Consider the following 25,032-nt stretch of genomic DNA (forward strand, 5'->3'; position numbering starts at 1 on the left):
GCTTTTCGGCAATTAGGCACAGCATTCTATTACCAATCAAGAGTAGAGTTGTCAGATTGAGCTTGTCGAAATCGACAACTAATTCCTAATCCCTCTCAAAGAATTTCCGAGATTATTGCTATTTCCAGCGGGTGGAGAGTTGAATTGTTTTCTGGGTTTGAATTTCCGTACCGGAACAGGTTTATCACGCAATTTGATCGTCCAGTAAAAGGCATAATGGAATCCTAAAACCAAACCCCGCTTTTCACGGCCATCGTTGAACACGCGACCATAGCCTGGCATCTCAAATGGTAAGATGGCTCCATCTTCTTTCACGGAGTTGGCAAATTTTAACCGAAAGCCATACCCCATGAACAACTGACGCCAGACCCTCACTTTCATCCCCATAAGGACTTCAAACCAGCTAGCTGTCACGCCAGTCTCCTTTTCATTGATGTCCCGTGTTCCGAAATCGTCAGTGAAAGTTGTATTGAATTCGTGTTGAAAATTCGCCGAGGCGTATCGCAGACCGAACGTGATCACATTTTTACTCTGATCGTACCGGATCATATTGGCATCCACACCGACTCTGTAGTAGAATCCACTATTACTATAGCCTGGCGTCGATTGACTGGATTCTTCATATCCAAACTCGGAGACGAGAAAAAGATCCTTGAAATCTATCTCGATACTGCCTTCCTGTGAAAATCGACCTGGGGAAAACAACGAAATACCAGGGCGAGAAATGTCATATCCGATCCGAACGAAAGAGGGCTTCCAAGGTGTAGGATCTACTGCGGCCGTGTCCTGTGGAATGTTCTGTCCGAAGGAAAACATGCAAGTGATCAACAACAATATGCTAGAAATATACTTCAATGTTGTCGGGAATTCGTCGGTCCAGAAAATCGTTGTTGATGGCCACAGAGTCAAAATTGTGTGTAATGACCTTTATGCTAAAGTAATGGAGTGAAGCGTCACAATCCTCGCCGTAGACATTGGCTTGCGTACGGTATTGAATCTCCATGAAGTAGTCCGTTGAGTCCGTGAAGAACTCGTAACGTATATCATTAGCAGCAGCTGCAAGTGGCACAGGGATCAAGGTAAAGGATGTATCTGCGTCATAATATATCGTAGTTACCAGGTCGTTTTTGACAGAATCGAAACTGAAGGTAGAAGCCGAATCATGATTGAAGCTGATGTAAACCTGTGTGGAGTTGGGGTCCAATTGGCAGTCCTCAATAGGCGTACAGGCCCATGCCAAAAGCAGTGCAATCCATAAAAAAGAGCTTGATATGTATGCAGATATATTCACTAATTCCTTAACAAAGTGCGCAAAGGTAAGTCAAGCTTTTTGTTGACGCCATGAATAGTTGTAATCACGCTTTCACAACGCTGTTTATTCTTAAAAATGATGAATGAGTTGTTAATAATTGTTAGAAATAATTTGCCAAGGTCACTCCCGTTAGGGAGTCTATGATCTCCAACGTAGAAAGCTTAATCAAAGCATAGATTCCCCTATAGGAATGACTTCTTTAATTAAAAAAATCCTTGGCTTAAATAAGCCTGAATTTTCATAAACTAGAAAAACAACTTCAATGCCGCCAGTCCAATACTGACCAGAATAAAAATCCGATAGGCCTTTTCCGGGATGCGCTTCACGATACTGAATCCAATAAAAACACCAAGGACAATTGCCGGAAACAGCAATAAATTGAAGGAAAAAGACTCCATCGAGATGGTTTCCCAAACGCCAATATGAAAAGGAACTTTGAAAACATTGACCAGTAGAAAAAACCATGCTGATGTACCAATGAAGCTGTTTTTAGGTAGATTCCGGGACAAGAAATAAATGGACATGACGGGTCCGGCTGCATTTCCGATCATCGTGGTAAATCCTCCCAGAAAGCCCATCAAATGGGTCATCCACATACTTTCTGTAAGGTCAGTAGCAGATTTCTTTCGAAAGATCATGATCAGCATACTCCCAAGAATCACAATGGATAATAATTGCTGAAATTGACCTTCACTGACCCATTCACCTACAGCCAGGGCAGTAAGTACACCAATGATCGTACTGGGTGCCAGTCGAAGGATGTACTTCATTTCCGCATGTCGATGATAATAGATCACACCGAAGATGTCGCCCATGATCAACATAGGAAGCAAAAATCCGGTTGAAGCTTTAGCTCCCAATACTGATGCCATGATCGGGACAATGAGCATTCCCAATCCACTCAAGCCTGTTTTGGCCATCCCTACGCACATGGCACAGAAAGCCAGCCAAAGCCAATCGCTTTGTGTCAGGTTGTATTCGGCAAGGAAGTCGAGGGTCAAGGTAGTGTCGGTTGGTAAGGGGCTAAACTACTTTAATCCTGTTGAATATCTGGTTCCTGACTGGTATGCAAGACATTCAAAATTTCAATAGTTGTTTCATTCAATTGATAAATAATGCGAGAACTCCACCTAAAAAATCTCCGAATGTTCTGGGTTATTTGGATAGAATTCATCTAACTGAAATCTTTCAGGAAAATTAGCAAGACGCTTTACCTCTCGAATGATCTCAGATTTTACAGCTTTTGCTGCTGTTGGAGAATCTATTTTAATGTAGCCGTGATGATGCTTTAAGAAGTTTTTGGCTTTATCTGACCAGAGAATTTTTCGTTTCTTCACCAATTTTCAGATTCCTTCTCCAAATCCTCCATCATAGTGAATTGTCCTTTTTTAAGTTGTTCTCTAGACTCATCAATTTCCTTTACATAGTCATCAAGTTTCATTGGTTAGAAAGGTCCCTTTGAACCGCGAATCAAGTTGTATATCGTAGCTAATTTTTCCTGATCCTGAATGGAATCAATTGCTTGATGAAGCTGTAACTGTAATTCAGCAAAACTCATAAAACTTGCTTTTTCCTCAAGTTAAAGAATTATTGACTGTGAAATGGAAAATCCAACATCTGAAAGGAGGTAATCGATTTCAAAATATTAAGCATCTCTCTTGAAGTGATTGACTTAATTTCTAAAAAAGAATCAACCCCTCAAACCAACGGTCTTATTAAAAACGAGGTTGCCTTCGGTGGTGTCTTCATCTACCCGGAAATAGCCGATGCGCTCAAACTGTACGACGGACCCGACTTCAGCTGTACCCAAGGAACCTTCTACCATCGCTTTGTTATTGATGACCAATGATTCTTCATTGAGGTGGTTCATGAAATCATCTTCAATGTCTCCAAGGTTTTCGGTTTTGAAGAGGCGATCGTACAAACGGATTTCGGCATTCAGGCCATGCTCGGCAGATACCCAACCTAACGTCCCCTTTACCTTCTTACCGCTGGTATCCTGACCACTTCTGGTCTCCGGATCATACTCCGCATAAATTTCCTCGATCTCACCAGCATCGTTTTTCTTGAATCCGGTACACTTGATGATGTACGCATATTTCAGCCTTACTTCCCGATCAGGGCCCAAACGATACCATTTCTTGGGGCTTGGAGGATCTTCTTTAAAGTCTCCGCGATCGATATAGATCTCTCTCCCGAACATCATCGGACGTGTTCCGGCAGCTTCGTCTTCCGGGTTGTTGATAGCAGTCAGTTCTTCGGTTTTACCTTCTTCCCAGTTGGTAATGATCAGCTTGACAGGATTCAAAATACCAAAAGCGCGATTTGCTTTTTTATTAAGGTCTTCTCTTACCGCATGTTCCAATAAGGCGATATCATTCAGACCATCTCGTCTGGCAACGCCAACCGTATGGATGAATTTCTTGACGGCCTCTGCTGTATATCCTCTTCTTCTGATTCCTGAGATGGTAGGCATTCTCGGATCATCCCAGCCACTCACTTTACCTTCTTCGATCAACCTTCTCAAGTTCCGTTTACTGACAATCGTATAGCTCAGGTTGAGACGGGCAAATTCGGTTTGCTCTGAAGGAAATATTTCAAGGTTTTCGATTAACCAGTTATAGAGTGGTCGGTGCTCCTCAAACTCCAGCGTACACAAGGAATGTGTGACTTTTTCCATACTGTCCGACTGCCCATGAGCAAAGTCATAAGTAGGATAAATGACCCACTCGTCACCTGTCCGATGATGCTCCATGTGTTTGATCCGATAAAGAATAGGATCACGCATGTGCATATTTGGAGACGCCAGATCAATTTTGGCTCGCAGGACCATTGCTCCTTCGGGATGCATGCCCAGCTTCATTTCTTCAAACTTCGCCAGGCTCTCTTCTACCGGTCGATTGCGGAAAGGGCTTTCTTTTCCTGGCTGCGTAGGTGTCCCTTTCAGCTCATTGAATTCTTCCGCAGACAATTCATCGACATAAGCTTTGCCTGATTTGATCAAGATCTTGGCAAACGCGTATAAATGATTGAAATAATCAGAAGCATAAAGCTCACGGTCCCATTGGAATCCTAACCACTTTACATCGTCTTTGATCGCCTCGACGTATTCTGTATCCTCTTTTTCAGGGTTAGTGTCATCAAAACGCAAGTTGCATTTACCATTGAAGCGTTCTGCCAGTCCAAAATTCAGGACAATGGACTTGGCATGGCCAATGTGCAGGTACCCGTTAGGTTCTGGGGGAAAACGGGTTTGAATGGATTGATGCTTGCCACTTTTAAGGTCTGCTTCAATCATTTGCTCAATAAAATTGAGAGATTCTTTATTCCCGGATTCCATATTGCTCATTTTCAAATAAAGTGGGCAAAATTATAACGGATCGATGTTAAAACCCCTGCATGCAGGAAGAGTAACATGATTTTTTATTGATCGATAGTAATTCTTATTAAAATCGCTGCAATACCTGCATTCGTTGCGCATCCAGCTTAACTAGAATGAAGAGTAAAATGGTAAAGGACCAGAGACTGGAACCTCCATAACTGAGAAAGGGAAGTGGTATTCCGGCCACGGGAAACAAGCCGATGGTCATTGCGATATTCACAGTCATGTGAAAGAAAATGATACAAGCCACTCCATAGCCATAAATCCTGGCAAACCCACCTTTTTGGCGGTCGGCGATGGCCAGGATTCGCATGAGCAGCAGGCCGAACATCACCAATATAAAGGTGGTCCCAAACCAGCCTTGTTCCTCACCTATGGTACAAAAAATAAAGTCTGTGGATTGTGCCGGCACAAAGTCAAATTTGGTTTGCGTTCCTTTCAGAAAGCCTTTACCCGTGACTCCTCCGGACCCAATGGCAATTTTGGATTGGGTCGTATTCCAGCCCACGCCCAGCGGATCAAGGTCAGGATTGACCAGTAATTGAACCCGTCGCTGCTGGTGTGGCTTGAGCACCTCATTCAACACAAAGTCTACACTAAACACAGTTCCTACGAAAATGACAGCAACTCCTACGATCAGGAAAACCCGTCGGATGTTCCTTACAAAAAAAGCGATACCCAACAATGCAAGGACCGTGATGGCAATTAATAATGCGGTTTTTGCAACCAGCAATGTCAACAAAAAAATGATGATGAACAATACCGGAGCAACCAAGAACCAGTAAGACATGCCTTCGCGATAAAGCACCAAAACCAGGCTTCCAAAAACCATGGCTGTACCCGCATCACCCTGCAATACAATCAACGCCGCCGGAAACAAGAAGATTGCTGCCGCTTTGATCAGATTAGGCAATTGCTTTAGGTTCGGGGCTGTGGACAGGAATTTGGCTAATGCCAGAATACTGGCAAACTTGGCAAATTCTGAAGGTTGCAACCTAAAACTTCCTATCTCAAACCACGACCGGGATCCCGCTACCTCACGACCAAAAAACAGCACCAATAATAACAATGCAATGATCCCCCCATAAATCACCCAGGAAAACGTCTCAAACAATTTTCCATCCAACAGGAATATTCCGGCGATCAACACGATGGAGGTCAGTATCCAAATGAACTGCTTTCCCGCATTTTGTTGGAGGTTAAAAATACTTCCACTGGTTGATGCATCATAATCGGCTGCATAGATACTGAACCACCCTCCGATGACCAGAACGGCATACAGCGCCAAGGTCAGCCAATCAATCCTCCGTTGAAGCTTTTCTCCCCGCATCAGAAAATGAATTCTCCTTTTAAAATAAAATCTTCCAACCAGGGTCGGGTTATTTCTCCACGCACATGCTTTTCAATCAGTAAGCTGGCAGTTCCTGCAGCAGCTCTTCCTCCCTGCCCTGCATTTTCGACGTACACGGCAATTGCGATTTGAGGATTTTCTTTAGGTGCAAAGCCCATGAAACCTGAGTGATCCTCACCAGCGTTTTGAACGGTACTCGTCTTACCACATATGGCAATGTCTGAGATAAATGCCCTAATACCAGAACCAGCCTGTATCACACGCTCCATCCCGGTAATGACTGGCTCGTAATGTTGTGCTTCGATCCCTAGTTCATTTCGCTCGGCTACAACAAGAGAATCAGCACCAATTTTTTTAATAAAGTGTGGGGTATAATAATAGCCACGATTCGCCAAAATCGCTCCAAGATTAGCCATTTGAATGGGTGTCACCAACAACTCGCCCTGACCGATACTTAAGGAATAGATATTGGAAAACTTCCAGCGATTTCTCCCATAAATACGATCGTAAACATCAATATTGGGAACTGAACCTGATACCTCTCCTGGTAAATCCAGTCCCAACCGCACTCCCAAACCAAACTTCTTCACATATTCACCCCAACTCTCAAGTCCTATTCTTGAATCAATGAAAGCACTTTCATGCTCCCCACGTTGAATTAAACGTCGAAATACTTTGTAGAAGTAATTGTTGGAGGAGAATTGAATGGCCTTTGGTATGTCATAATAACCTGTTGGTGCCAAATCTCCGATCAGTGTATTGTCTGAATAAATCTGTTCTTTGGGATAGGTTGCTTTTTCTTGCAAAGCAATAAGCGACTGAACGGTCTTGAACATCGACCCTGGAGGATACATCGCTTGCACAGGCCGATTGAATAATGGATTTAGAGAATCCTGTTTAATGCTCACGAAATTCTTAGAAAAATCCCGGCCTGTCAACAGGGAAGGGTCGTAATTAGGACTGGAAACAAATGCTAGTATTTCTCCAGAGGAAGGTTCAATGGCTACGACACTTCCAACCTTTCCTGCCATCAAATATTCTGCATATTGTTGTAGCTCCAGATCAATGGTAATTTCCAGGTCCTGCCCAGGCTCCGGAATCGTATCGAATTGTCCTTCACTGAAATCTCCTTCTACGATACCTCGTACATTGACCATCTTATAACTGACACCACGCTTACCACGCAAGACATGCTCATATTCCCTTTCCAATCCTGATATGCCTATGTAATCACCACCACGATAGTAATCAGCGGTATCTGCCGCTAACCTGGCGGCACTGATTTCACCAACGTATCCTAGTGTATTTCCAAGCGTCTGGATGGCGTAGGCACGATTGATTCTGGTTTCAATACTCAATCCTTTAATCGAACTGAGTTCATCCTGAATCTGCGCAAATTGTTCAGGTGGAATCTCTTCCTCAAACGGGGAAGGCTTGGAATAAGAAAAATCTACACACTTCTCATACTGACTCTTAAATTCTCCTTCCTCCAGGCCTAGCATTTGAATTACTTTGAGGGAGTCTTTCTTATCGAAATCCCTCGGAACCATAATCAAATTATAGATGGGTGCATTGTAAGCGATCAGTTCACCATTTCTATCGTGAATCAGGCCTCTATACGGATATTCAATCCGTTTTTGCATGATGTTATTTTGTGCGGCCAGTTTGTATTCCTCATTCCCTACTTGAATCGAAAACAACCTAACGACCAGAATCAAAATGATTAAAATGATTATGCCCCGAATAGCCAGCCCTCGTTCATTCATAGCCTTCTGGTTTTGGAGGATAATAAGGCGTTACTTGAAAGAAATATGATACCCGTTAACAAAGCACTTAGTACAGCACGCTTCAATAACAGTCCAAATGCACTAAAGGAACCATGCTCGATCAAGAATACCTGAAAGTGATGGATAAATATCAGCGGCAAAGCATAGATGGTCATGGATCGCAACCCAAAATTGTGGATACTCACCCGAGCATCTTCTTCCGGGGCCCCAACAACCATTGTCAGCCAGGGCTTTTGAAGTACGGCCAATAAAAGACAGGCTGACGCATGAATTCCCGGCGTATTGGAAAAAATATCTACTAATAATCCTGTTCCAAAAGCAATAAACAGCACCGATAATCGGCCCATAGCTAACGGAAGTACCAGCAAGAAGCTGATGTAAAAAAACGTGAACGCTGCATTGAACAAAACAAACCGGTGGAGCACGGGTAGTTGTAAAACCACGTACACCAGAAAATAAATGACTTGTTCTCTACCAATCCCCCTCATAACTCCTCCAATATGATGGATTCAATGCTGTCTTTTTCTGCAATCGTCTGATTGATGATCACATGGGCATAATTGAGGGAAGAAAAATCCACACTCAATCGCGCAGTAGCGTTGTAAAATGGCGATTCCTGTGTCAGTTCAAGGCTTTCAATCACCCCTACTAAAACCCCGGGAGGAAACACACCATTGTAGCTAGATGTCTCGATGGTATCCCCCTCGAAAATCGGAATGTGCCTCGGAATGTCTTTTACATTGATCATCAGCGGATCATTGGTCTCCCACTGTACGCGGCACAAAGTACCCGTTCGCTTGACCTGGCTACTGATCATTACTTTAGGATTGAGGATAGATACTACCGTTGTAAAGTTTTTTGAAACTGACTTTACTCGTCCAACCACTCCTTGTTCACCAACGACTCCCATGCCCTGTTTCACACCTTCATTGGTACCCAGGGCCAGTGTCAGGAAGTTCGCGCTGCGCTGGTAAGTCTTGTTGACCACTTTGGCAGGCACAACTTCGAAATTGGAAGCAATCATCGGTGGAATGGTCTTTTCATAATTGAGATCCGCCAACAAACGCCTCAATTGTGCATTTTCCTGAGCCAGCTGATTATTGATATCATCCAGCTGAAAATAATTAGTACTATTCTCAGAGAATTGATTCACCGAGCCACTTAGAAAGTTACTCGTGTTGAAAAAAGAAGCGCTGTAAAATCGATTGGTAGAGATTATCATCAAGAGGCAGAGCACCTGCAACAGAAAAAAGACTGCTGCTACTCTGTACTTGATCAAAAAGTTGAAAAGACTGTTCATTTAAGTCATCAACACGGCTTTAAAGTCTGCAACGCTTTTCAGGGCACTTCCCGTACCGCGTACTACGGCTCTCAATGGATCTTCGGCAATGTGGATAGGCAACTTGGTTTTCAAGGCCAATCGTTTGTCTAATCCACGGAGCAATGCTCCTCCACCTGTCAGGTAAATACCGTTATCGTAAATATCTGCAGACAATTCCGGTGGTGAGATTTCAAGTGCTTTCAGTACTGCTTCTTCGATCTTGGAAACCGACTTGTCAATGGCAAAGGCAATCTCAGAATAAGAGATCTTGATCACTTTCGGAATTCCCGTCATCAGGTCACGTCCTCTGATCTCAAAATCATCCGGTGCTTCATCCAATTCGGTCATTGCTGAACCGACTTCAATTTTCACTCTTTCTGCAGTACGCTCACCGATCAGCAGGTTGTGTTGTCGGCGCATGTAGTCCAGAATGTCTTTATTGAAAGAATCTCCTGCCACTCGAATCGATTGGTCACAAACAATCCCGGATAAAGCAATCACGGCAATCTCTGTGGTTCCCCCTCCGATATCCACAATCATGGAACCGATGGGTTGGTCAATATTAATTCCAATTCCGATCGCCGCAGCGATGGGCTCGTGAATCATGTAGACTTCCTTCGCCCCAGCGTGTTCCGCTGAGTCACGAACCGCCCGTTTTTCCACTTCCGTAATCCCAGAAGGAATACAGATCACCATTCGATGTGAAGCTGGGAACATTCTTTTACTTGTTCCATCGATCATTTTGATCAGTCCCCTGATCATATGCTCTGCAGCATGGAAATCCGCAATTACACCATCTTTCAATGGGCGAATGGTCTTGATGTTTTCATGCGTTTTTTCATGCATTTGCATCGCCTGTCTACCAATCGCCAGAACCTTATTGGTGTTCTTATCTATCGCAATGATTGACGGCTCATCAACCACTACCTTATCCTTTTGGATGATCAGGGTGTTGGCCGTACCCAGATCTATTGCTATATCACTTGAGAAAAAGTCGAAAAGCGCCATAAAATGCCGTCAAAATTTGATGCCGAAGTTAATAATTTGTTTTTAAAACCCGGCCAGTCAGCCAAGCCTCATTCTGATCAAAAATGATCTATTTTAATGTTTAAAGTGTCGATGGCCTGTGAAGACCATGGCTAAGCCATTTTCATCGCAGTAATCAATCGACAATTGATCTTTAATTGAACCACCTGGCTGGATCACTGCCTGAATACCTGCTTTGTGAGCGATCTCCACACAATCCGGGAACGGGAAGAAAGCATCTGAAGCCATTACCGCACCTTTCAGGTCGAATCCGAACTTCCCAGCCTTCTCTATGGCTTGTTCCAGGGCATCTACTCTTGAAGTTTGCCCAACACCACTTGCCAGCAACTGTCCACCCTTCGCCAATACGATGGTATTGGATTTGGTGTGCTTACAGACCTTGGAAGCAAAAAGCAAGTCAGCTACCTCATCAGCAGTTGGCGTCACTTTGGTCACCTCTTTGAGATCAGCTGTTTCATCCGACTTCCAGTCATGCTGCTGAACGATCACTCCATTGAGCAACGTACGATGCTGTACCTGAGGTGTCCATTGCTGTTTTTGGATCAACAGAATTCGATTCTTTTTCTGCTTCAAAACTTCCAATGCCTCCTCCGAGAAACTGGGTGCAATGGCAATTTCGAAAAACAAGGAATGCATTTCTTCTGCACATTCTTTGTCGATTTCCTGATTCGTGATCAACACTCCACCGAAGGCAGAGGTCGTATCCGCCGCAAAAGCTCTTTGATACGCTTCTTTTACGGTGTTACCTAAAGCAATCCCACAAGCATTGTTATGCTTTAAAATTCCAAAAGCAGTTTCCTGACCAAATTCGGTGATCAGCTGAACCGCAGCCTCAATATCTACGAGGTTATTGTAGGAAATCTCTTTGCCATGCAGTTTGTCAAAGAAAGCATCGAGATCGCCATAGAAAGCGCCTTGCTGATGAGGGTTCTCCCCATATCGCAATTGCTTCTTGCCCTGAACACTGGTTTTGAATGCTGGAACTTCTTCATCGGCATTCATATAGCCAAAAATGGCCGAATCGTAATGTGAAGACACCTCAAAGGCATGAGCAGCGAATCGTTTACGGTCCGTCAGGGAGGTTTCACCATTCTCATCCTGCAGCAGCTCCAGCAGATCTCCATATTGGTTTCTGGAACTTACGATCAAGACGTCTTTAAAATTCTTGGCCGCAGCGCGGATCAAGGAAATTCCTCCGATATCAATTTTCTCGATGATGGCTTGTTCATCTGCTCCTGAAGCGACTGTTTCTTCAAAAGGATACAGATCGACAATCACCAAATCGATGGATGGAATTTCGAATTTTTTCTTTTCTGTTAGGTCCGCTTCATTGTCCCTGCGATGAAGGATACCTCCAAATACTTTTGGGTGCAGGGTTTTTACCCGGCCTCCAAAAATGCTCGGGTACTCCGTGACATCTTCTACAGCGGTGACTTCCACACCTTGCTGCTGGATGAAATCCTGGGTCCCTCCGGTAGATAAAATACTGACGCCCAGCTCATTCAACCTGGAAATGATGGGTTCCAGGTTATCCTTATGATAAACTGAAATGAGGGCGGTTTTTATTTTCTTCTGACTCATGCTGCCAATAAAGGCGCAAAAGTACCACAATTGATGTATTCAAAAGAGGTCGCCCGACTTTTTAAGAAGTTCAGTTTAGTGAACCGGAAACTCCTCTTAAAATTGGAGGTGTAACGTCAACGTTTTCGCAGCAGCCAAAGCCCAATAAAAGTGAACAATCCATTGAACAGCAAGATTTCAAATCCGATGGTATAACCACCAAACCAATTGGCTGAATTGCTCTGCAAAACATAGGAAAGCAATGGTGACAGCACACATACTAATGGGATCATTCCATCGCGGACTTGTGTTTTCGTGAAAATGCCAAACGAGAATAATCCCAGGAGCGGGCCGTAAGTATATCCAGCAACTGTAAACACGGCACTGATCACACTTCGATCATTGATTGCATTAAAAACGATCACCACCAAAAACAGTAATACGGAAAAGCCGAAATGAACAGCAATTCGAGTCTTTTGCTGCTCGCCGAAATTTTTGGGTTCAAATCCCAGAAAGTCAACGCAGAAGGAAGTGGTTAAGGCAGTTAAGGCAGAATCTGCGCTAGAATAAGCGGCTGCAGTAATACCTAATAGGAATAAAATTGCCCCAGCCAGCGGAAAATGTTGAATGGCGATCACTGGAAATAAATTATCCGTTCGGTCAGGCAATGGGATGCTTTGAAAATCAGCATACTGATACAGCATTACACCCAAAACCAGAAACAGTACTTTGACAATCACCAAAACTCCTGTGAACCAGAATACATTTTTTTGAGCATCCTTCAGCGAGCGACAAGTAAGGTTTTTCTGCATCATGTCCTGGTCCAGTCCTGTCATGACAATGGCAATAAATGCCCCGGAAATGAATTGCTTGAAGAAATTGGTGCCCGGCTTCCATCGCCAGTCAAAGGCAGTGCTTCGCGGATCGGACTGAATGGAAGAAATAAGATCCCCGAAAGAAAAGCCCATTTCACTTTTGATCAGATAAATACTGAACCCAACCGAAAAAAGCATGAAAAAGGTCTGTAGTGTATCTGTCCAAACGATGGTTTTGATACCACCTTTCCAGGTATAGACCCAGATCAATAAAATGGCTGACGCTACTGCCACCCAGAAGGGTAAACCAAATGCATCGAAAAAGGCGATTTGCAATACACCAGCCACCAGGAATAATCTAAACGACGCTCCGATGACCCGGCTAATCAAAAAGAAAAAGGCACCGGTTTTGTGTGCTCGCTCTCCAAATCGGGTCAGTAAATATTGATAGATGGAAACCAGATTGTGTTTATAATACAGCGGCAACAGCACCAGGGCAATGACAGAATAGCCCAGGATATACCCCAATACCATCTGGAAATAGTGGAAATTGGAATTGCCTACTTCACCAGGAACGGAGATAAAAGTGACTCCCGACAAAGTGGCCCCAATCATCCCAAAGGCCACAAGGTACCAGGGAGAAGATCGATTGGCAGTGTAAAATGTTTCGGAAGTTGCTGATCTTGAAGTCCACCAAGAGATAAGAATCAGGACTAAAAAGTAGCCACCAACGACCAGTGCAACTAAAAATGGAGTCATACTTTCCGGTATTTGGCTCTAAAATAATTAGTTCAAGTAACTTTGCAGGAAATCACGGTACAATGCGATTTGAATTTGATGTTGAGGAAGAGATAGAGATCAAGGAAGTTGTTGACGATGAGAAACAGCGAGATCTCATCGTGTACAATGATGATTTCAATACATTCGAGCATGTCATTGAGACATTGATTAAAGTATGCAAGCACGATCCACAGCAGGCCGAACAGTGCACCTACCTTATTCATTTTAAAGGCAAGTGTGCTGTGAAGCGTGGAACCTACGAAGAATTGAAGCCTAAGCGAGAAGCAATTTCCGATGCAGGCATTAAAGCGGCTATTGTATAATCGTTTATGGACTACCCGTCCAAAGTCGTAGAAAAAGCAGTAGAAGAAATTGCCAAATTACCTGGCATTGGCAGGAAAACTGCGCTTCGATTGGCCCTGCACCTCCTGAAACAAGACGAAGGATTTACCAGCTCTCTCAGCACCGCATTGACAGATCTTCGGGAAAATATCAAGTATTGCAGCACTTGTCATATCATCGCCGATACGACCGATTGCACCTGCAACAACGTCGCCACCGATCGTTCGGTCATTTGTGTGGTGGAAGATACACCTGATGTGATGGCAGTAAAAAACACGGGACAGTACAATGGCATGTTCCATGTCCTTGGAGGTCGTATTTCTCCGATGGACGGGATTGGTCCTGAAGAGATCCGGATCGAATCACTGATCAGACGCATTACCAGTGGTGACGATGATGTGAAAGAAGTGATCCTTGCATTGAGCAGTACCATGGAAGGCGATACGACTGCTTTTTACATCACCAAAAAACTCAACGAGCTGACAGATATTAAGGTGACTACCATTGCACGGGGAATCCCTGTCGGTGGAGAATTGGAATATGCGGATGAGTTGACTTTGGGCCGAAGTATCGCCTCCAGAACCTTGTTTTCTAGCTAATCTCGCTTTTTGGGTCTTGAAAAAATGGTGTAGAACAACATCAAGCCCATACCACACAACATTACCAGAAAATACCAATTGGTTTTACCGGTACCAAAGGTGGTCCAGATATGCCATGAGGTGAGAATCATCAGGATGATTCCCAGAAATATCCCCAATTGCTTCCTTTGTTGTGGGTTCATGTAGCTAAAATACGGGTAGTTCTTAAAATCTCAGTAAGAAATGACTGTTTCCATAGTAAACAGATCTCCAAAATAAGTTGATCTTATTTCCAAATTATTGTGTTGGTAGAAGAGCGATTTTTTACAATTCCAGCGGAAATAATCCTGGATCAGGACTTTATAATCCTGCCTCATCCTCGAAATGTGAAAGTGAAATCAGCTAAACAGCTCACAGAAACTCATATTTCTTTAAATAATACAATGTCATCTAAATATATTACGATTTCTGCCAAAAATTGAATTGGCAGTTCTGTTAAGCTTAATGGCAGTTTTGTAAAATGAACCTACCCCACCTTTGTATCATAAGGTTGCTGGTAGAGCAGCGAAGAAATTCCAACTCAGAGTTAAGATGCTGAGTTGCTGGTGTTTGAATCACCGTTTTGTTATGCCTTTTTTAAAAGTTATTTAACAGTAGCGCAATGTGCTGTTAAAAATTATTAAGTTATTGCATGATGCTAAAATGACGTTTAGCATGTAAATTGCACGAAGATTTCTGCGCACGCAGAATTTGTCTATGCTGGTTGTATGCCCTGAAGCTTCGTGCTTCAGGGTTTTTTATTTTGTGGTCAGTCAGTCTGTCAAACCAAAAACCGGCCCCTCAGTTATACCAACAAACATTCTACGCATTTTCGAAGATCTACAAAAGTCCTGTTTCACGAAAAATACGTCTAACAGCACCTATCACGGATCAATTTAAAAACTGCTTGCTCAGGTACATACCCACAATGATCCAAAGCCCTTAAGTTAATCAGTTATAAAGTTGACCTACTTACGGATTAATTAATGAAACGATCTGGAGATCGATTTTATCAGTTTTACGAATGACTATTGATTAATCATCTAACGCATCTTTGACATCATTGTATTGATTCAATAGCTCTTTATAGCGATCATAGGCATCCTTTCCGGGCATGAAATCAGCACTTCCTGAGACCGTGCCATAGAGATAGCTGATCTGATCGATCAGTTTTGGCTTCATGTAAGTGCCTTTGGCAGTTTCCAGTATCTCCTTGATTTCCTTTAGGCGCGCCTTTTTATCTCCATCCAGATCATTGGATTTCATTCTTTTAGATACCTCCTGACTTGCACGACGAGCATCACCCAATAAAGCAGCTATTTGAAGGGCAAAGGACTCATGCGCCGCAATATCCGATTCTGAAATGCCTGCTTCTGCAGATCGGGGATCAGCAGACAGGATAAAAGACTGTTCTAATTCCGTATCTCCTACGGTAAGCTTTACCTTATAATTACCTGGCTTGGCTCTTGGTCCCGATCGATATCTTCGGTTGGCATTATTGTGCCAAGGGCCCGCGTTGGTCATGTCCCAATTGAATCGGTGGAAACCCGCTCCTGTTGCCAATTTCTCCTCAGAAACGTAGATGACCTCACTCAAACGCATATTTTCCACTTCTTCTTTATCCAGCGACTTCCCACTGACAATGGTCTTAATTACCTCGTTTGCCTCATTAATGATATCTAACCTCAATGGAGTGGTCAGACTATCCGGCAGATAGTAATCAAGATTAACAGCCGGACGAGGATAAGCCCCTGTTCGCATTTTCGGGAACTTATAGCGATAAGTATCTCTTGGCTTAAACAAATAAGCTGAAGCAGCTACCGTTTCATAGTTGCTATCGTGAAGGCTACTTAGGTTGTCCAGCACATAAAAACCACGTCCCATGGTTGAAATGGCCAGGTCCTTTCGGAAAACTTTGATATCCGTGATCGGAGTGACAGGTAAATTTTGTTGGAACGGCTTCCAGTTAGCTCCATCATCCATAGAAATGAACATCCCGAATTCAGTTCCGGCATAAAGCACCCCCTCTCTATCCGGATCCTCACGCACTACACGAGTTGGGTAATCCGCAGGAATACCATTCGTACCATTGGTAAGCAACGTCCATGATTTACCATAATCTGCGGTTTTCCAGATGTATGGCTTCCAGTCACCAAGTTGATAGCGCAATACGGCGATGTAAGCTTTTTCTGCTCGATGTGGAGAAGGCTCCACAGCATCAACACGACCGCCTTCTGGCAAACGCTTCGGAGTAACTTTTTGCCAGTTATCACCACCGTCTCTGGTCACATGGACCGGGCCGTCATTGGCTCCGACCCAAATCACACCTTCCTGAACCGGAGACTCACGGATCGCATAGATGGTACTGTAAAATTCCTCACCCGTGATATCTCTGGTGATTGGTGACCCTGAAATCACTTGCTTGTCAGGATCAAAAGCCGTCAAATCCGGAGAAATGGTCTCCCAGGTTTTGCCATCATCGGTGGTTTTGTGCACAAACTGAGAGGTATGGTACACCACATCCGGATTGTGCGGAGACACATGAATGGGTGATACTCGTTGAAATCTGTATTTCAATTCATTGGGGTTCTGGCCATACATGTTGGCAGCACCCACATCATAATTTCTTTCCGTCCCTGTTCGCTTATCAAACACATCAAAGCGCCCTTTACAGTTCGCATAAACAATGTTGTGATTTCCAGGCTTAGGAACTGCGGGCCCAGTCTCGCAGCCGCCTGTATTGATGATCCATCCGGTTTCAGGTGCTTGTATGGCTCCTGGAGCACGGCTAGGAACCGCAACCGTGGTAGAATTATCTTGCTGGCCTCCATATAACCAGTAAGGATATTGATCGTCTACCTCGACTTGATAGAGTTCTGCCGTAGGCTGATTGAACTGAGTAGTCCAGGTTTCGCCTCCGTTAAAGGTAACATTAGCTCCACCGTCATTGGCCTGAATGAATAGGTCAGGATTTTCTGGATTGATCCACATGTCGTGGTTATCTCCGTGTGGCGGTCGCATGCGCTTCCATTCTTTGCCACCATCTGTAGACTTGAAATAGCCCGTTGCCATGACATAAAGCACATCCGGGTTTTTGGGGTCGACTTCTACATTTGTATAGTAGAAAGGACGTGTCCTGATGCCTCGATCATTAGAAACTTGCTTGAATGATTTGCCTTGATTTTCAGACTTGTACATTCCACCTTCCTCGCCAGGTGCCTCCACCAAGGCATACAATATTTTGGAGTCGGCTGCACTTACACCCAGATCAATCTTGCCGACCAGGCCTTCAGGTAGACCTTTGGTGATCTTTTCCCAGGTATCTCCGCCATCCAGCGATTTATAAATCCCACCTTCTTGTTGTGTACCGCCACTGATGATGGTCCAGGGTTTACGTTCCGCTTTCCAGGCTGTAGCAAAGATCACATTCGGATTTCCAGGCAAGAATTCAATATCGGAGAAACCTACTCTATCTGAAATGAAAAGCACTTTTTCCCAGGTTTTTCCACCGTCTTTTGTTCGAAAAACACCTCTTTCAGGATTCGGAGCAAACGCATTTCCTATCGCCGCTACAAATACGGTATTGTTATCTGAAGGATGTATCTCCACGGCTCCAATATGCCCCGTGTTTTTCAATCCAATGAATTCCCAGGACTCGCCTGCATCCACAGATTTGTACATGCCTTTACCCGTGATCACATTGCTTCGCAGACCATCGGAACCAGTGCCGACATAAACGATATTCGGGTCTTTCTGATCCACCGCAATGTCACCAATGGAAGGGGTAGCAAAAAATCCGTCCGAGACATTCTTCCAGGAAAGGCCATAATCTGTGGTCTTCCAGACACCACCACCTGTAGCCCCTTGATAGAATGTGCCTGGCTCAGCGACGGTACCACCCACAGCGGTAACGCGTCCACCTCTCAGAGGACCGACGGATCGGTATTGGAATATAGAAAAGTCTTGAGCGATAACAATTCCTGTCAACAGGAACGCAGTTAGGTAGGTCGAAATGCGAATCATGGGTCTATGTTAGTGAATAATCACCAAAACCCGGCCAGGAATGCTTTTAAAGGAAAATAGTCGCTCTAAATGTACCCTTAGCCTTGCTGAAGATCACTATGAATATTTATCACAGTACCTCCTGAACTTGAAAAACTATTCCACCTGTCGAATCTGCATTGATCAGATACATCAGGTTATTGTCAAAGTAATAATGAGAAATGCGATCGCCCACCCAGAACACGGCTCCTATATTGCGCGTATAAGCCGCACCATTTGCTTGCCCTTCGGCCTGGAATCCACCCCAACCCACATATTCCATGGTTTGACTGTCTCTATTCAGGTCACTGAAAAAATTCACATAGCTATTTCCGCCAATGGTGCCAGCAATTACAAAATCACCTTCTGTATTAAGCTGGCCCACAGATCTATATGCCGCTGGAAAATCCATGTACCCACAAGGAGGGTGATAGATGATATCTCCCTCAAACACATACAAGATATCCCATTTGTGATTGTCAAGGTTATAGGTGCCTGGTATTACTTCATATTCAATCTCGCAGTACGCTGGCTGAACATCATTGATGAAAATACAAGGACAGTCTGTTGACTCAGTAAATGTCACTTCATAGACATCCAGGGGGGTTCTGGGAATTGGCAATTCATAACGCTCGCAGACCTTCGCGTCATTCCATCGATCTAATGAATCAATGTTGTTTCCTGTGAAGTAAACTTTAGTAAAGTAACTGAATTCGTCCTCGGATGGAAGACATTTCAAGTCATTGTCATCGGCACAGTTTGCCAGCAAAAGTGCGATACAAATTAGCTGTAATGACTTTTGGATATGCTCCTTCACCTACGTTGTTTTATTGCGTAGTTAAATTTACTACTTCCTGAAGATACAATACCGTACTTCATCCACGATCATGTTATTCTTCTGCACTGATGATTTGAGGATCGCTTCCTGGAGATAGCCTGCTTTTTCCAATACCCTCATAGATCCTTTGTTGAATTCAAAAACGCCTGCATATACCTTAAGGAGCCCTAAGGTTTCAAAAGCATAGGTTGTTGCTAGATTAACGGCCTGTGTGGCAATGCCTTTACCCCAATATGCTTCACCAATCCAATAGCCGATCTCGCAAGTATGTGCATACACATCCTGTTGTGGTTCGAGCCCCACTATTCCAGCAAACCTTCCCTCAAATTCTATGGCAAAGGTGATCTGCGGATCTTCTGAGACCTTACTGCTGATAAAGAATTCTGCATCCTTTTCTGAATAAGGATGGGGGAAATAATCCCTTACATTATCCCAAACATTCCGGTTGTTGGCCAACTTGGCCAGTTCAGAGGTATCAGCCCGCCTTAATCTTCTTAAATGGACTTCAACCATTGCAATAAAAAAATTGGAGAGAGAAATAATTATTGATTCTTCGAAACATCATGCTTGTCGGGCAGATCCCGTGTTAAGTCACACCTTGTAAGCAAGAGCACGGCTCTTGTTGATTTCGACAGGCTCAATCTGACAAGACCCCTATTCTTAAAGCAATTCATTGGCCAGATTAGCCAGATCTGATCGCTCCCCTTTCTCCAGTGTCACGTGTGCGAAAATAGGCTGATCCTGAATCCGATCAATCAAATAAGACAACCCATTGGATTGTGAATCCAGATACGGTGTATCGATCTGATAAATATCTCCAGTAAATATGATCTTGGTGTTTTCTCCTGCTCGGGTAATGATCGTTTTAATCTCATGAGGCGTAAGGTTCTGTGCCTCATCCACAATGAAGAAAATATTGGACAAACTACGTCCACGGATGTACGCCAATGGCGTGATCACCAGCTTCTCCTGATTAACCATGTCCGTGATCCGCTTATGCTCTTTGTCACTATCCGGAAATTGATTTTGAATGAACTTCAGGTTATCCCAAAGCGGCTCCATGTAAGGATTAAGCTTGGACTTGATGTCACCAGGCAAGTAACCTATGTCTTTATTGCTTAATGGAACGATCGGCCGTGCCAGGTAGATCTGTTTGAAATTTCGTCGTTGCTCCAAAGCCGAAGCCAGGGCAATCAAGGTTTTCCCTGTTCCTGCCACCCCATTGATGCTAACTAACCGGACCTCAGGATTCAACATGGCATCGATGGCAAAAGTCTGTTCTGCATTCTTAGGCTTGATGCCATAAACAGAAACCTTATCTACTTTATCGACTGTTTTCTCGGTTGCATTGTATTTAGCCAAAACGGAGTTCTTATCACTTCTGAGGATATAAAACTCGTTGGCAATCCCTTTTTTACGTCCGAAGATCTTCTTCTTATCAATGCTATTTTCTTTGAATAGCTGATCGATGTGCTCACTCTCTATGTCTGTGATCTCCGTCTTGCCCGTGTGCAGGGTACTGACATTTTTGATCTTGCCCGTTTCATAGTCCTCTGCCTGCAAGTCCAGGGATTTGGCTTTCAAGCGCAGATTGATGTCTTTAGAAACGAGAATGACTTGTCGCTTGGTCCCCAATTCATCTTTTAGTGCCAGTGCGGCATTTAAGATCCGATGGTCATTTTTAGCGTCATTGAATACTTTCCTGGCATCAACCGAACTATTGGACTCCATCAATACTTTGAACTTCCCTTTTGTCTTCCCATTCAATGGAATCCAATCCTGAAGCATTTGGCCTTCCGCCAACTTGTCTAAAAGCCTTGTAAATTCCCGTGCCTCAAAATTCTTGGTATCGTTTCCCTTTTTAAACTGATCTAGCTCTTCCAGTACTGTGATCGGAATTCCGATATCATGTTCAGCAAAGTTGAGAATGGAGTCATGGGAGTAAAGGATGACGGAAGTATCTAATACAAAGATTTTCTTCTCTTTTCGGGCTCGCGGCATATAGACTTTAGTGTAAGTTATTGACTAACCCTGCCTTGCCAACTTAAAAATTACGTCTTTCCAAACTCCATCGACAGGTTGATTCGACAGGTTAAAAATTGACACAAAATTTGTCACATCATACCCGTGACAAGGTAGGGTCATGTGGTTTATCAATATTATGACTTTTTAGTCGAATTGTTCCTATGTGTAGGACGAATTATTCAGCGAAAACATACCAATCTTCCTGCTCACGAGGAATGATCCGAATGACATGATTCATGGCCAACCGAATCACCACATCCGACGCCTGTTTGGTGGTGAGCTTGGTGACCTCACAAAACTCTGGTAAAGTGATGTGATCATGATTTCCCAGATAGTTGAGTAAGGCCTTTTCATGAATCCCATATTCAAAACTGGTTTCGGAGTTCTTACTTTCCTGTTTAAGTAGTTGCCGAACCTCACGACTTGCCTGAACCGAACGATCCTCTACTCGAACAAAGGCTTTGCCAAATCGATGACGTTTTTCCAGAAAAGCGAAATGTGGTTTGATAGCACTCGGAGGAATCTCATAATGAAGCACACTTCGACCATCTTTCAACTGAATCCTCTCCAACGTAAATTCGACCTTGGGCCGGCAAAGCTCTTCAATGGCTTTGGTCATGACGAATTCTTCTTCATCTGGAAACTTCAAACCCGGAATATTGCCATTATCGTCCACACCCACCAAAAGATGTCCTCCGTCAGAATTGGCAAAAGCTACTACCTCACGAATCACTTTCTCCGGGTGATTGATCTTCCTTTTGAATTCAACCGTCTGAGACTCCCCTCCCCATACAAGTCTTTTGAGTTCGCCCAACTCCATAACAATCCGGTAAACCGATGACGCAACAAATCTAAAACGGGCACTTGGTTTTGATCGTGCCCTGGATCAATCTCACCCTGACGAAAATACCTTCACTAAGAATTTTATCAGGGCAACCGCCAAGGCGGTTAAACGAAATCCTCGTCATCATCAGGATCGGGCATGGTGAACATGCTGCTCAGCAGATCCTTGAATTGCATGCCTTTTTCGAGGGTATGCTTGCTCAACTGACTGTATTCGGCTAATCCGTATAAAGCAAACTCCATCATGAAATATCGGAAAGCCTCATGCTTACTTTGGATATAGCGATCCACCAATGCTCCAAGACCAGGTACGGCATTTAGTTCCTTTTCGTATTCTTTCTGACTGTATTCAAACAGCAAGTCCACCATGTTGCCCTTGCCGAACCAGTTGGTGATCTCTTCGTACGGATTCTTCAGTTTCTGCTTTCTGATTTCCTCAGGATCCGGGAAATAGTCCACAAATTGGGTTCGAATGGCTTTGCCAATCAGATTGTTCGCCACAATTCCGGGTCCTTCTTGTTCACCTTCGTATACCAACTCCACTTTTCCAGTAATCGCCGGTGCCACATTAAGTAGGTCAGAAACACGCACAAAAACTTTGCTTTCGCCATGTACAAGACTCCTTCTTTCCGCCCCACTGATCAGGTTTTCGTAGGCAGAGATCGTCAAACGGGCTGATACGCCACTCTTGGCATCTACATATTCACTGTCTCGGGCTTCAAAAGCGATTTGCTCAATCAGGTCCTTCGACAACTCGAATACGTCAACCGATTCTTTCTGCTCAGGCTCAAGATTGGCTTCCTGCTCGGTAATCCTTCTTCCGATCTCAATCGATTTAGGGTAATGCGTGATGATCTGGCTATCAATCCGATCTTTCAAAGGTGTTACAATGCTTCCGCGGTTGGTATAGTCTTCTGGGTTGGCTGTGAATACAAATTGAACATCCAATGGCAATCTCAACTTGAACCCACGAATCTGGATATCGCCTTCCTGAAGGATATTGAACAATGCCACCTGAATCCTTGCTTGAAGGTCAGGAAGCTCATTGATCACAAATATTGCCCGATGTGATCTTGGGATCAACCCGTAATGGATCACGCGTTCATCCGAATAAGGCAACTTTAAGCTCGCTGCTTTGATCGGATCCACATCACCAATGAGGTCTGCAATTGTCACGTCGGGTGTCGCTAGTTTTTCGGTATATCTTTCGTCTTGATGTACCCAGGCGATTGGCGTTTCATCTCCTTTTTCGGCAATCAGGTCGATAGCATACCTGGACAAGGGTTGAAAAGGATCATCATTCAAATCCGAAGCTGCAACAATCGGAATGTAGATGTCTAGCAATTTTGTCAAGGTCCTGGCAATTCGCGTCTTGGCCTGACCTCTCAATCCAAGGAAATTGATGTTGTGTTTGGCCAAAATGGCTCGCTCAATGTCCGGAATTACGGTATCCTCATATCCCCAAATCCCTTCAAAGACATTCACTCCTGATTTAAGGTTTTTGATAAGGTTGTTCCTTAATTCCTCTTTGATGGATTGTGGTTCATATCCGGTGGCTTTCAATGCACCGAGCGTAGTGATCTCCTTCAACTGTTCAGCTGGGATCTGCTGATATTGCATATTTCTCTTAGGATTATAAGTTCTTTCTTCTGTTTCTGCGGTAATCTTCAAATATGAGATCACCCAGCCCTTTGAGGCTGCTATAGTAGGCATTGCCGTTGTTTACTTGCGTAAACTCCTGGACAAACTCCTTCAAATAAGGGTCAGACGCGATCATGAACGTAGTGATTGGAATCTTCAATCGTCGGCATTGTGCCGCCAGATTCAACGTCTTGTTCAGGATCTTAGGGTCTAGCCCAAAGCTATTTTTGTAATATTTGATCCCCTGTTTAAGGCAAGTGGGCTTACCATCGGTGATCATAAAGATCTGTTTGTTCTTGTTTTTTCTTCGGCGAAGCAAATCCATGGCCAATTCCAATCCAGCAACCGTATTGGTATGATAAGGCCCTACTTGCAAGTATGGCAGGTCCTTGATCTCAATCTGCCAGGCATCATTGCCAAAGACAATTACATCCAGGGTGTCTTTAGGATACTTTTTCTTCACCAGTTCCGCTAAGGCCATGGCCACTTTCTTCGCAGGTGTGATTCTATCCTCTCCGTAAAGGATCATGGAGTGGCTGATGTCGATCATCAGCACCGTGGATGTCTGTGTTTTGAATTCACGTTCCCGTATCTCCAGATCATTCTCTGTCAACATAAAGTTGCCAAACCCATGATTGATCTGGGCGTTTTTAATGCTCTCCGTCAATTCAATCTGTTCTGGAGAATCCCCAAATTGGAATTCTCTGAAATCCGTGGACAGTTCATCGCCTCTACCTGCGAGATCGGATCGGTGATTGCCACGTCCAGACTTCTTTAACTTTCCAAAAATCTCTTCGAGAGCGCTCTTTCGGATTTCCTGTTCGCTTTTGGCAGTGATCTTGAAAGATCCTTTTTCGTTATCATCGGTAACATATCCTTTTGACTTCAAATCATCGATGAAATCACCAATGCCATATTCACTGTTTGAAATATTGTATTGCTTGTCGAGGTTCGTCAGCCAACTCAGGGCTTCACTCACATCACCAGAAGTGATGACCATCAACTGCAGAAAAATATTTAATAAATTATCGAAGGTAGACTGCTCCTTACTCTTCTCGGGAATAAATTCCGTAAATCGATAACCAATCATGCTTTTACCTTGATTGTATTGCTAAAACTTTTTTTAACTCAGGGTCCTTCAATAGACAAACCCATCATGGGTAAATTAGTTCAGCAAAGGCACTAACCCAACAATAAGATTATCTTTAACCTGACCTTGATATAAATTCTTGTGCTAAGAACTTTCACCTCCTTATTCAACGGATATTTGATTCGATCCTCTCAAATATTTTATTGAATAATTCGGGTTTAATTATTTTTGGAATATGCC

22 protein-coding genes are annotated in these 25,032 nt (G+C 43.7%); 2 read left to right on the forward strand and 20 right to left on the reverse strand.

Going from position 1 to position 25,032, the window contains the following annotated elements; all coding sequences use genetic code 11:
- Positions 1-78: 78 nt before the first annotated feature.
- From R8G66_28015 to R8G66_28070, 12 genes are all read right to left on the reverse strand, one after another.
- Positions 79-855, reverse strand: a complete 777-nt coding sequence (locus R8G66_28015; GenBank protein MDW3196251.1) for a DUF6048 family protein — start codon at positions 853-855, stop codon at positions 79-81.
- Positions 839-1,204, reverse strand: coding sequence for a hypothetical protein (locus R8G66_28020; protein ID MDW3196252.1), 366 nt, complete (start codon positions 1,202-1,204; stop codon positions 839-841). The genes R8G66_28015 and R8G66_28020 overlap by 17 nt, the downstream gene beginning before the upstream one ends.
- 353 nt (positions 1,205-1,557) lie before the next feature.
- Positions 1,558-2,313, reverse strand: coding sequence for a sulfite exporter TauE/SafE family protein (locus R8G66_28025; protein MDW3196253.1), 756 nt, complete (start codon positions 2,311-2,313; stop codon positions 1,558-1,560).
- 129 nt (positions 2,314-2,442) lie between these two features.
- Positions 2,443-2,649 (reverse strand): type II toxin-antitoxin system RelE/ParE family toxin, encoded by a 207-nt coding sequence (locus tag R8G66_28030; GenBank protein MDW3196254.1) that lies wholly within the window; start codon positions 2,647-2,649, stop codon positions 2,443-2,445.
- A 353-nt stretch (positions 2,650-3,002) separates the two neighbouring features.
- A complete protein-coding gene (locus R8G66_28035) occupies positions 3,003-4,661 on the reverse strand; it encodes a glutamine--tRNA ligase/YqeY domain fusion protein (protein ID MDW3196255.1) in 1,659 nt (552 codons plus the stop codon).
- A gap of 97 nt (positions 4,662-4,758) precedes the next feature.
- Complete coding sequence (gene rodA / locus R8G66_28040) at positions 4,759-6,024, reverse strand: rod shape-determining protein RodA (GenBank protein MDW3196256.1); 1,266 nt, start codon at positions 6,022-6,024, stop codon at positions 4,759-4,761.
- Complete coding sequence (locus R8G66_28045; GenBank protein ID MDW3196257.1) at positions 6,024-7,811, reverse strand: penicillin-binding transpeptidase domain-containing protein; 1,788 nt, start codon at positions 7,809-7,811, stop codon at positions 6,024-6,026. The genes rodA and R8G66_28045 overlap by 1 nt, the downstream gene beginning before the upstream one ends.
- Positions 7,808-8,320 (reverse strand): hypothetical protein, encoded by a 513-nt coding sequence (locus R8G66_28050; protein MDW3196258.1) that lies wholly within the window; start codon positions 8,318-8,320, stop codon positions 7,808-7,810. The genes R8G66_28045 and R8G66_28050 overlap by 4 nt, the downstream gene beginning before the upstream one ends.
- A complete protein-coding gene (gene mreC / locus R8G66_28055; GenBank protein MDW3196259.1) occupies positions 8,317-9,132 on the reverse strand; it encodes a rod shape-determining protein MreC in 816 nt (271 codons plus the stop codon). The genes R8G66_28050 and mreC overlap by 4 nt, the downstream gene beginning before the upstream one ends.
- Positions 9,133-10,161 (reverse strand): rod shape-determining protein, encoded by a 1,029-nt coding sequence (locus R8G66_28060; GenBank protein ID MDW3196260.1) that lies wholly within the window; start codon positions 10,159-10,161, stop codon positions 9,133-9,135.
- A 93-nt stretch (positions 10,162-10,254) separates the two neighbouring features.
- Positions 10,255-11,781, reverse strand: a complete 1,527-nt coding sequence (gene purH / locus R8G66_28065; protein MDW3196261.1) for a bifunctional phosphoribosylaminoimidazolecarboxamide formyltransferase/IMP cyclohydrolase — start codon at positions 11,779-11,781, stop codon at positions 10,255-10,257.
- Between the two features lie 116 nt (positions 11,782-11,897).
- On the reverse strand, positions 11,898-13,334 hold the full coding sequence (locus R8G66_28070; protein MDW3196262.1) for a sodium:solute symporter: 1,437 nt from the start codon (positions 13,332-13,334) through the stop codon (positions 11,898-11,900).
- Between the two features lie 62 nt (positions 13,335-13,396).
- Here R8G66_28070 and R8G66_28075 point away from each other — a divergent pair, with 62 nt between their 5' ends.
- Together R8G66_28075 and recR are read left to right on the forward strand one after the other, a co-directional pair.
- Positions 13,397-13,678: an ATP-dependent Clp protease adaptor ClpS gene (locus tag R8G66_28075; protein ID MDW3196263.1), complete on the forward strand. Its 282-nt coding sequence runs from the start codon at positions 13,397-13,399 to the stop codon at positions 13,676-13,678.
- A gap of 6 nt (positions 13,679-13,684) precedes the next feature.
- Positions 13,685-14,296, forward strand: coding sequence for a recombination mediator RecR (gene recR, locus R8G66_28080; protein ID MDW3196264.1), 612 nt, complete (start codon positions 13,685-13,687; stop codon positions 14,294-14,296).
- Here recR and R8G66_28085 read toward each other — a convergent pair.
- From R8G66_28085 to R8G66_28120, 8 genes are all read right to left on the reverse strand, one after another.
- The gene (locus tag R8G66_28085) at positions 14,293-14,478 is read right to left on the reverse strand and encodes a hypothetical protein (protein MDW3196265.1); all 186 of its coding nucleotides are present in this window, start codon (positions 14,476-14,478) and stop codon (positions 14,293-14,295) included. The genes recR and R8G66_28085 overlap by 4 nt on opposite strands.
- Before the next feature lie 871 nt (positions 14,479-15,349).
- Positions 15,350-18,337 (reverse strand): hypothetical protein, encoded by a 2,988-nt coding sequence (locus R8G66_28090; GenBank protein MDW3196266.1) that lies wholly within the window; start codon positions 18,335-18,337, stop codon positions 15,350-15,352.
- A 109-nt stretch (positions 18,338-18,446) separates the two neighbouring features.
- Entirely contained in the window at positions 18,447-19,172 is a 726-nt protein-coding gene (locus tag R8G66_28095; GenBank protein MDW3196267.1) for a hypothetical protein, read from the reverse strand.
- Between the two features lie 30 nt (positions 19,173-19,202).
- A complete protein-coding gene (locus tag R8G66_28100; protein MDW3196268.1) occupies positions 19,203-19,706 on the reverse strand; it encodes a GNAT family protein in 504 nt (167 codons plus the stop codon).
- Between the two features lie 147 nt (positions 19,707-19,853).
- Positions 19,854-21,194: a PhoH family protein gene (locus tag R8G66_28105; GenBank protein MDW3196269.1), complete on the reverse strand. Its 1,341-nt coding sequence runs from the start codon at positions 21,192-21,194 to the stop codon at positions 19,854-19,856.
- A 199-nt stretch (positions 21,195-21,393) separates the two neighbouring features.
- On the reverse strand, positions 21,394-22,038 hold the full coding sequence (locus R8G66_28110; GenBank protein ID MDW3196270.1) for an ATP-binding protein: 645 nt from the start codon (positions 22,036-22,038) through the stop codon (positions 21,394-21,396).
- A 128-nt stretch (positions 22,039-22,166) separates the two neighbouring features.
- Positions 22,167-23,681, reverse strand: coding sequence for a magnesium chelatase (locus R8G66_28115; protein ID MDW3196271.1), 1,515 nt, complete (start codon positions 23,679-23,681; stop codon positions 22,167-22,169).
- A gap of 13 nt (positions 23,682-23,694) precedes the next feature.
- Positions 23,695-24,792, reverse strand: coding sequence for a VWA domain-containing protein (locus R8G66_28120; protein MDW3196272.1), 1,098 nt, complete (start codon positions 24,790-24,792; stop codon positions 23,695-23,697).
- Positions 24,793-25,032 lie beyond the last annotated feature (240 nt).

Source organism: Cytophagales bacterium (genome assembly GCA_033344775.1).
Classification (GTDB): Bacteria; Bacteroidota; Bacteroidia; order Cytophagales; family Cyclobacteriaceae; genus JAWPMT01.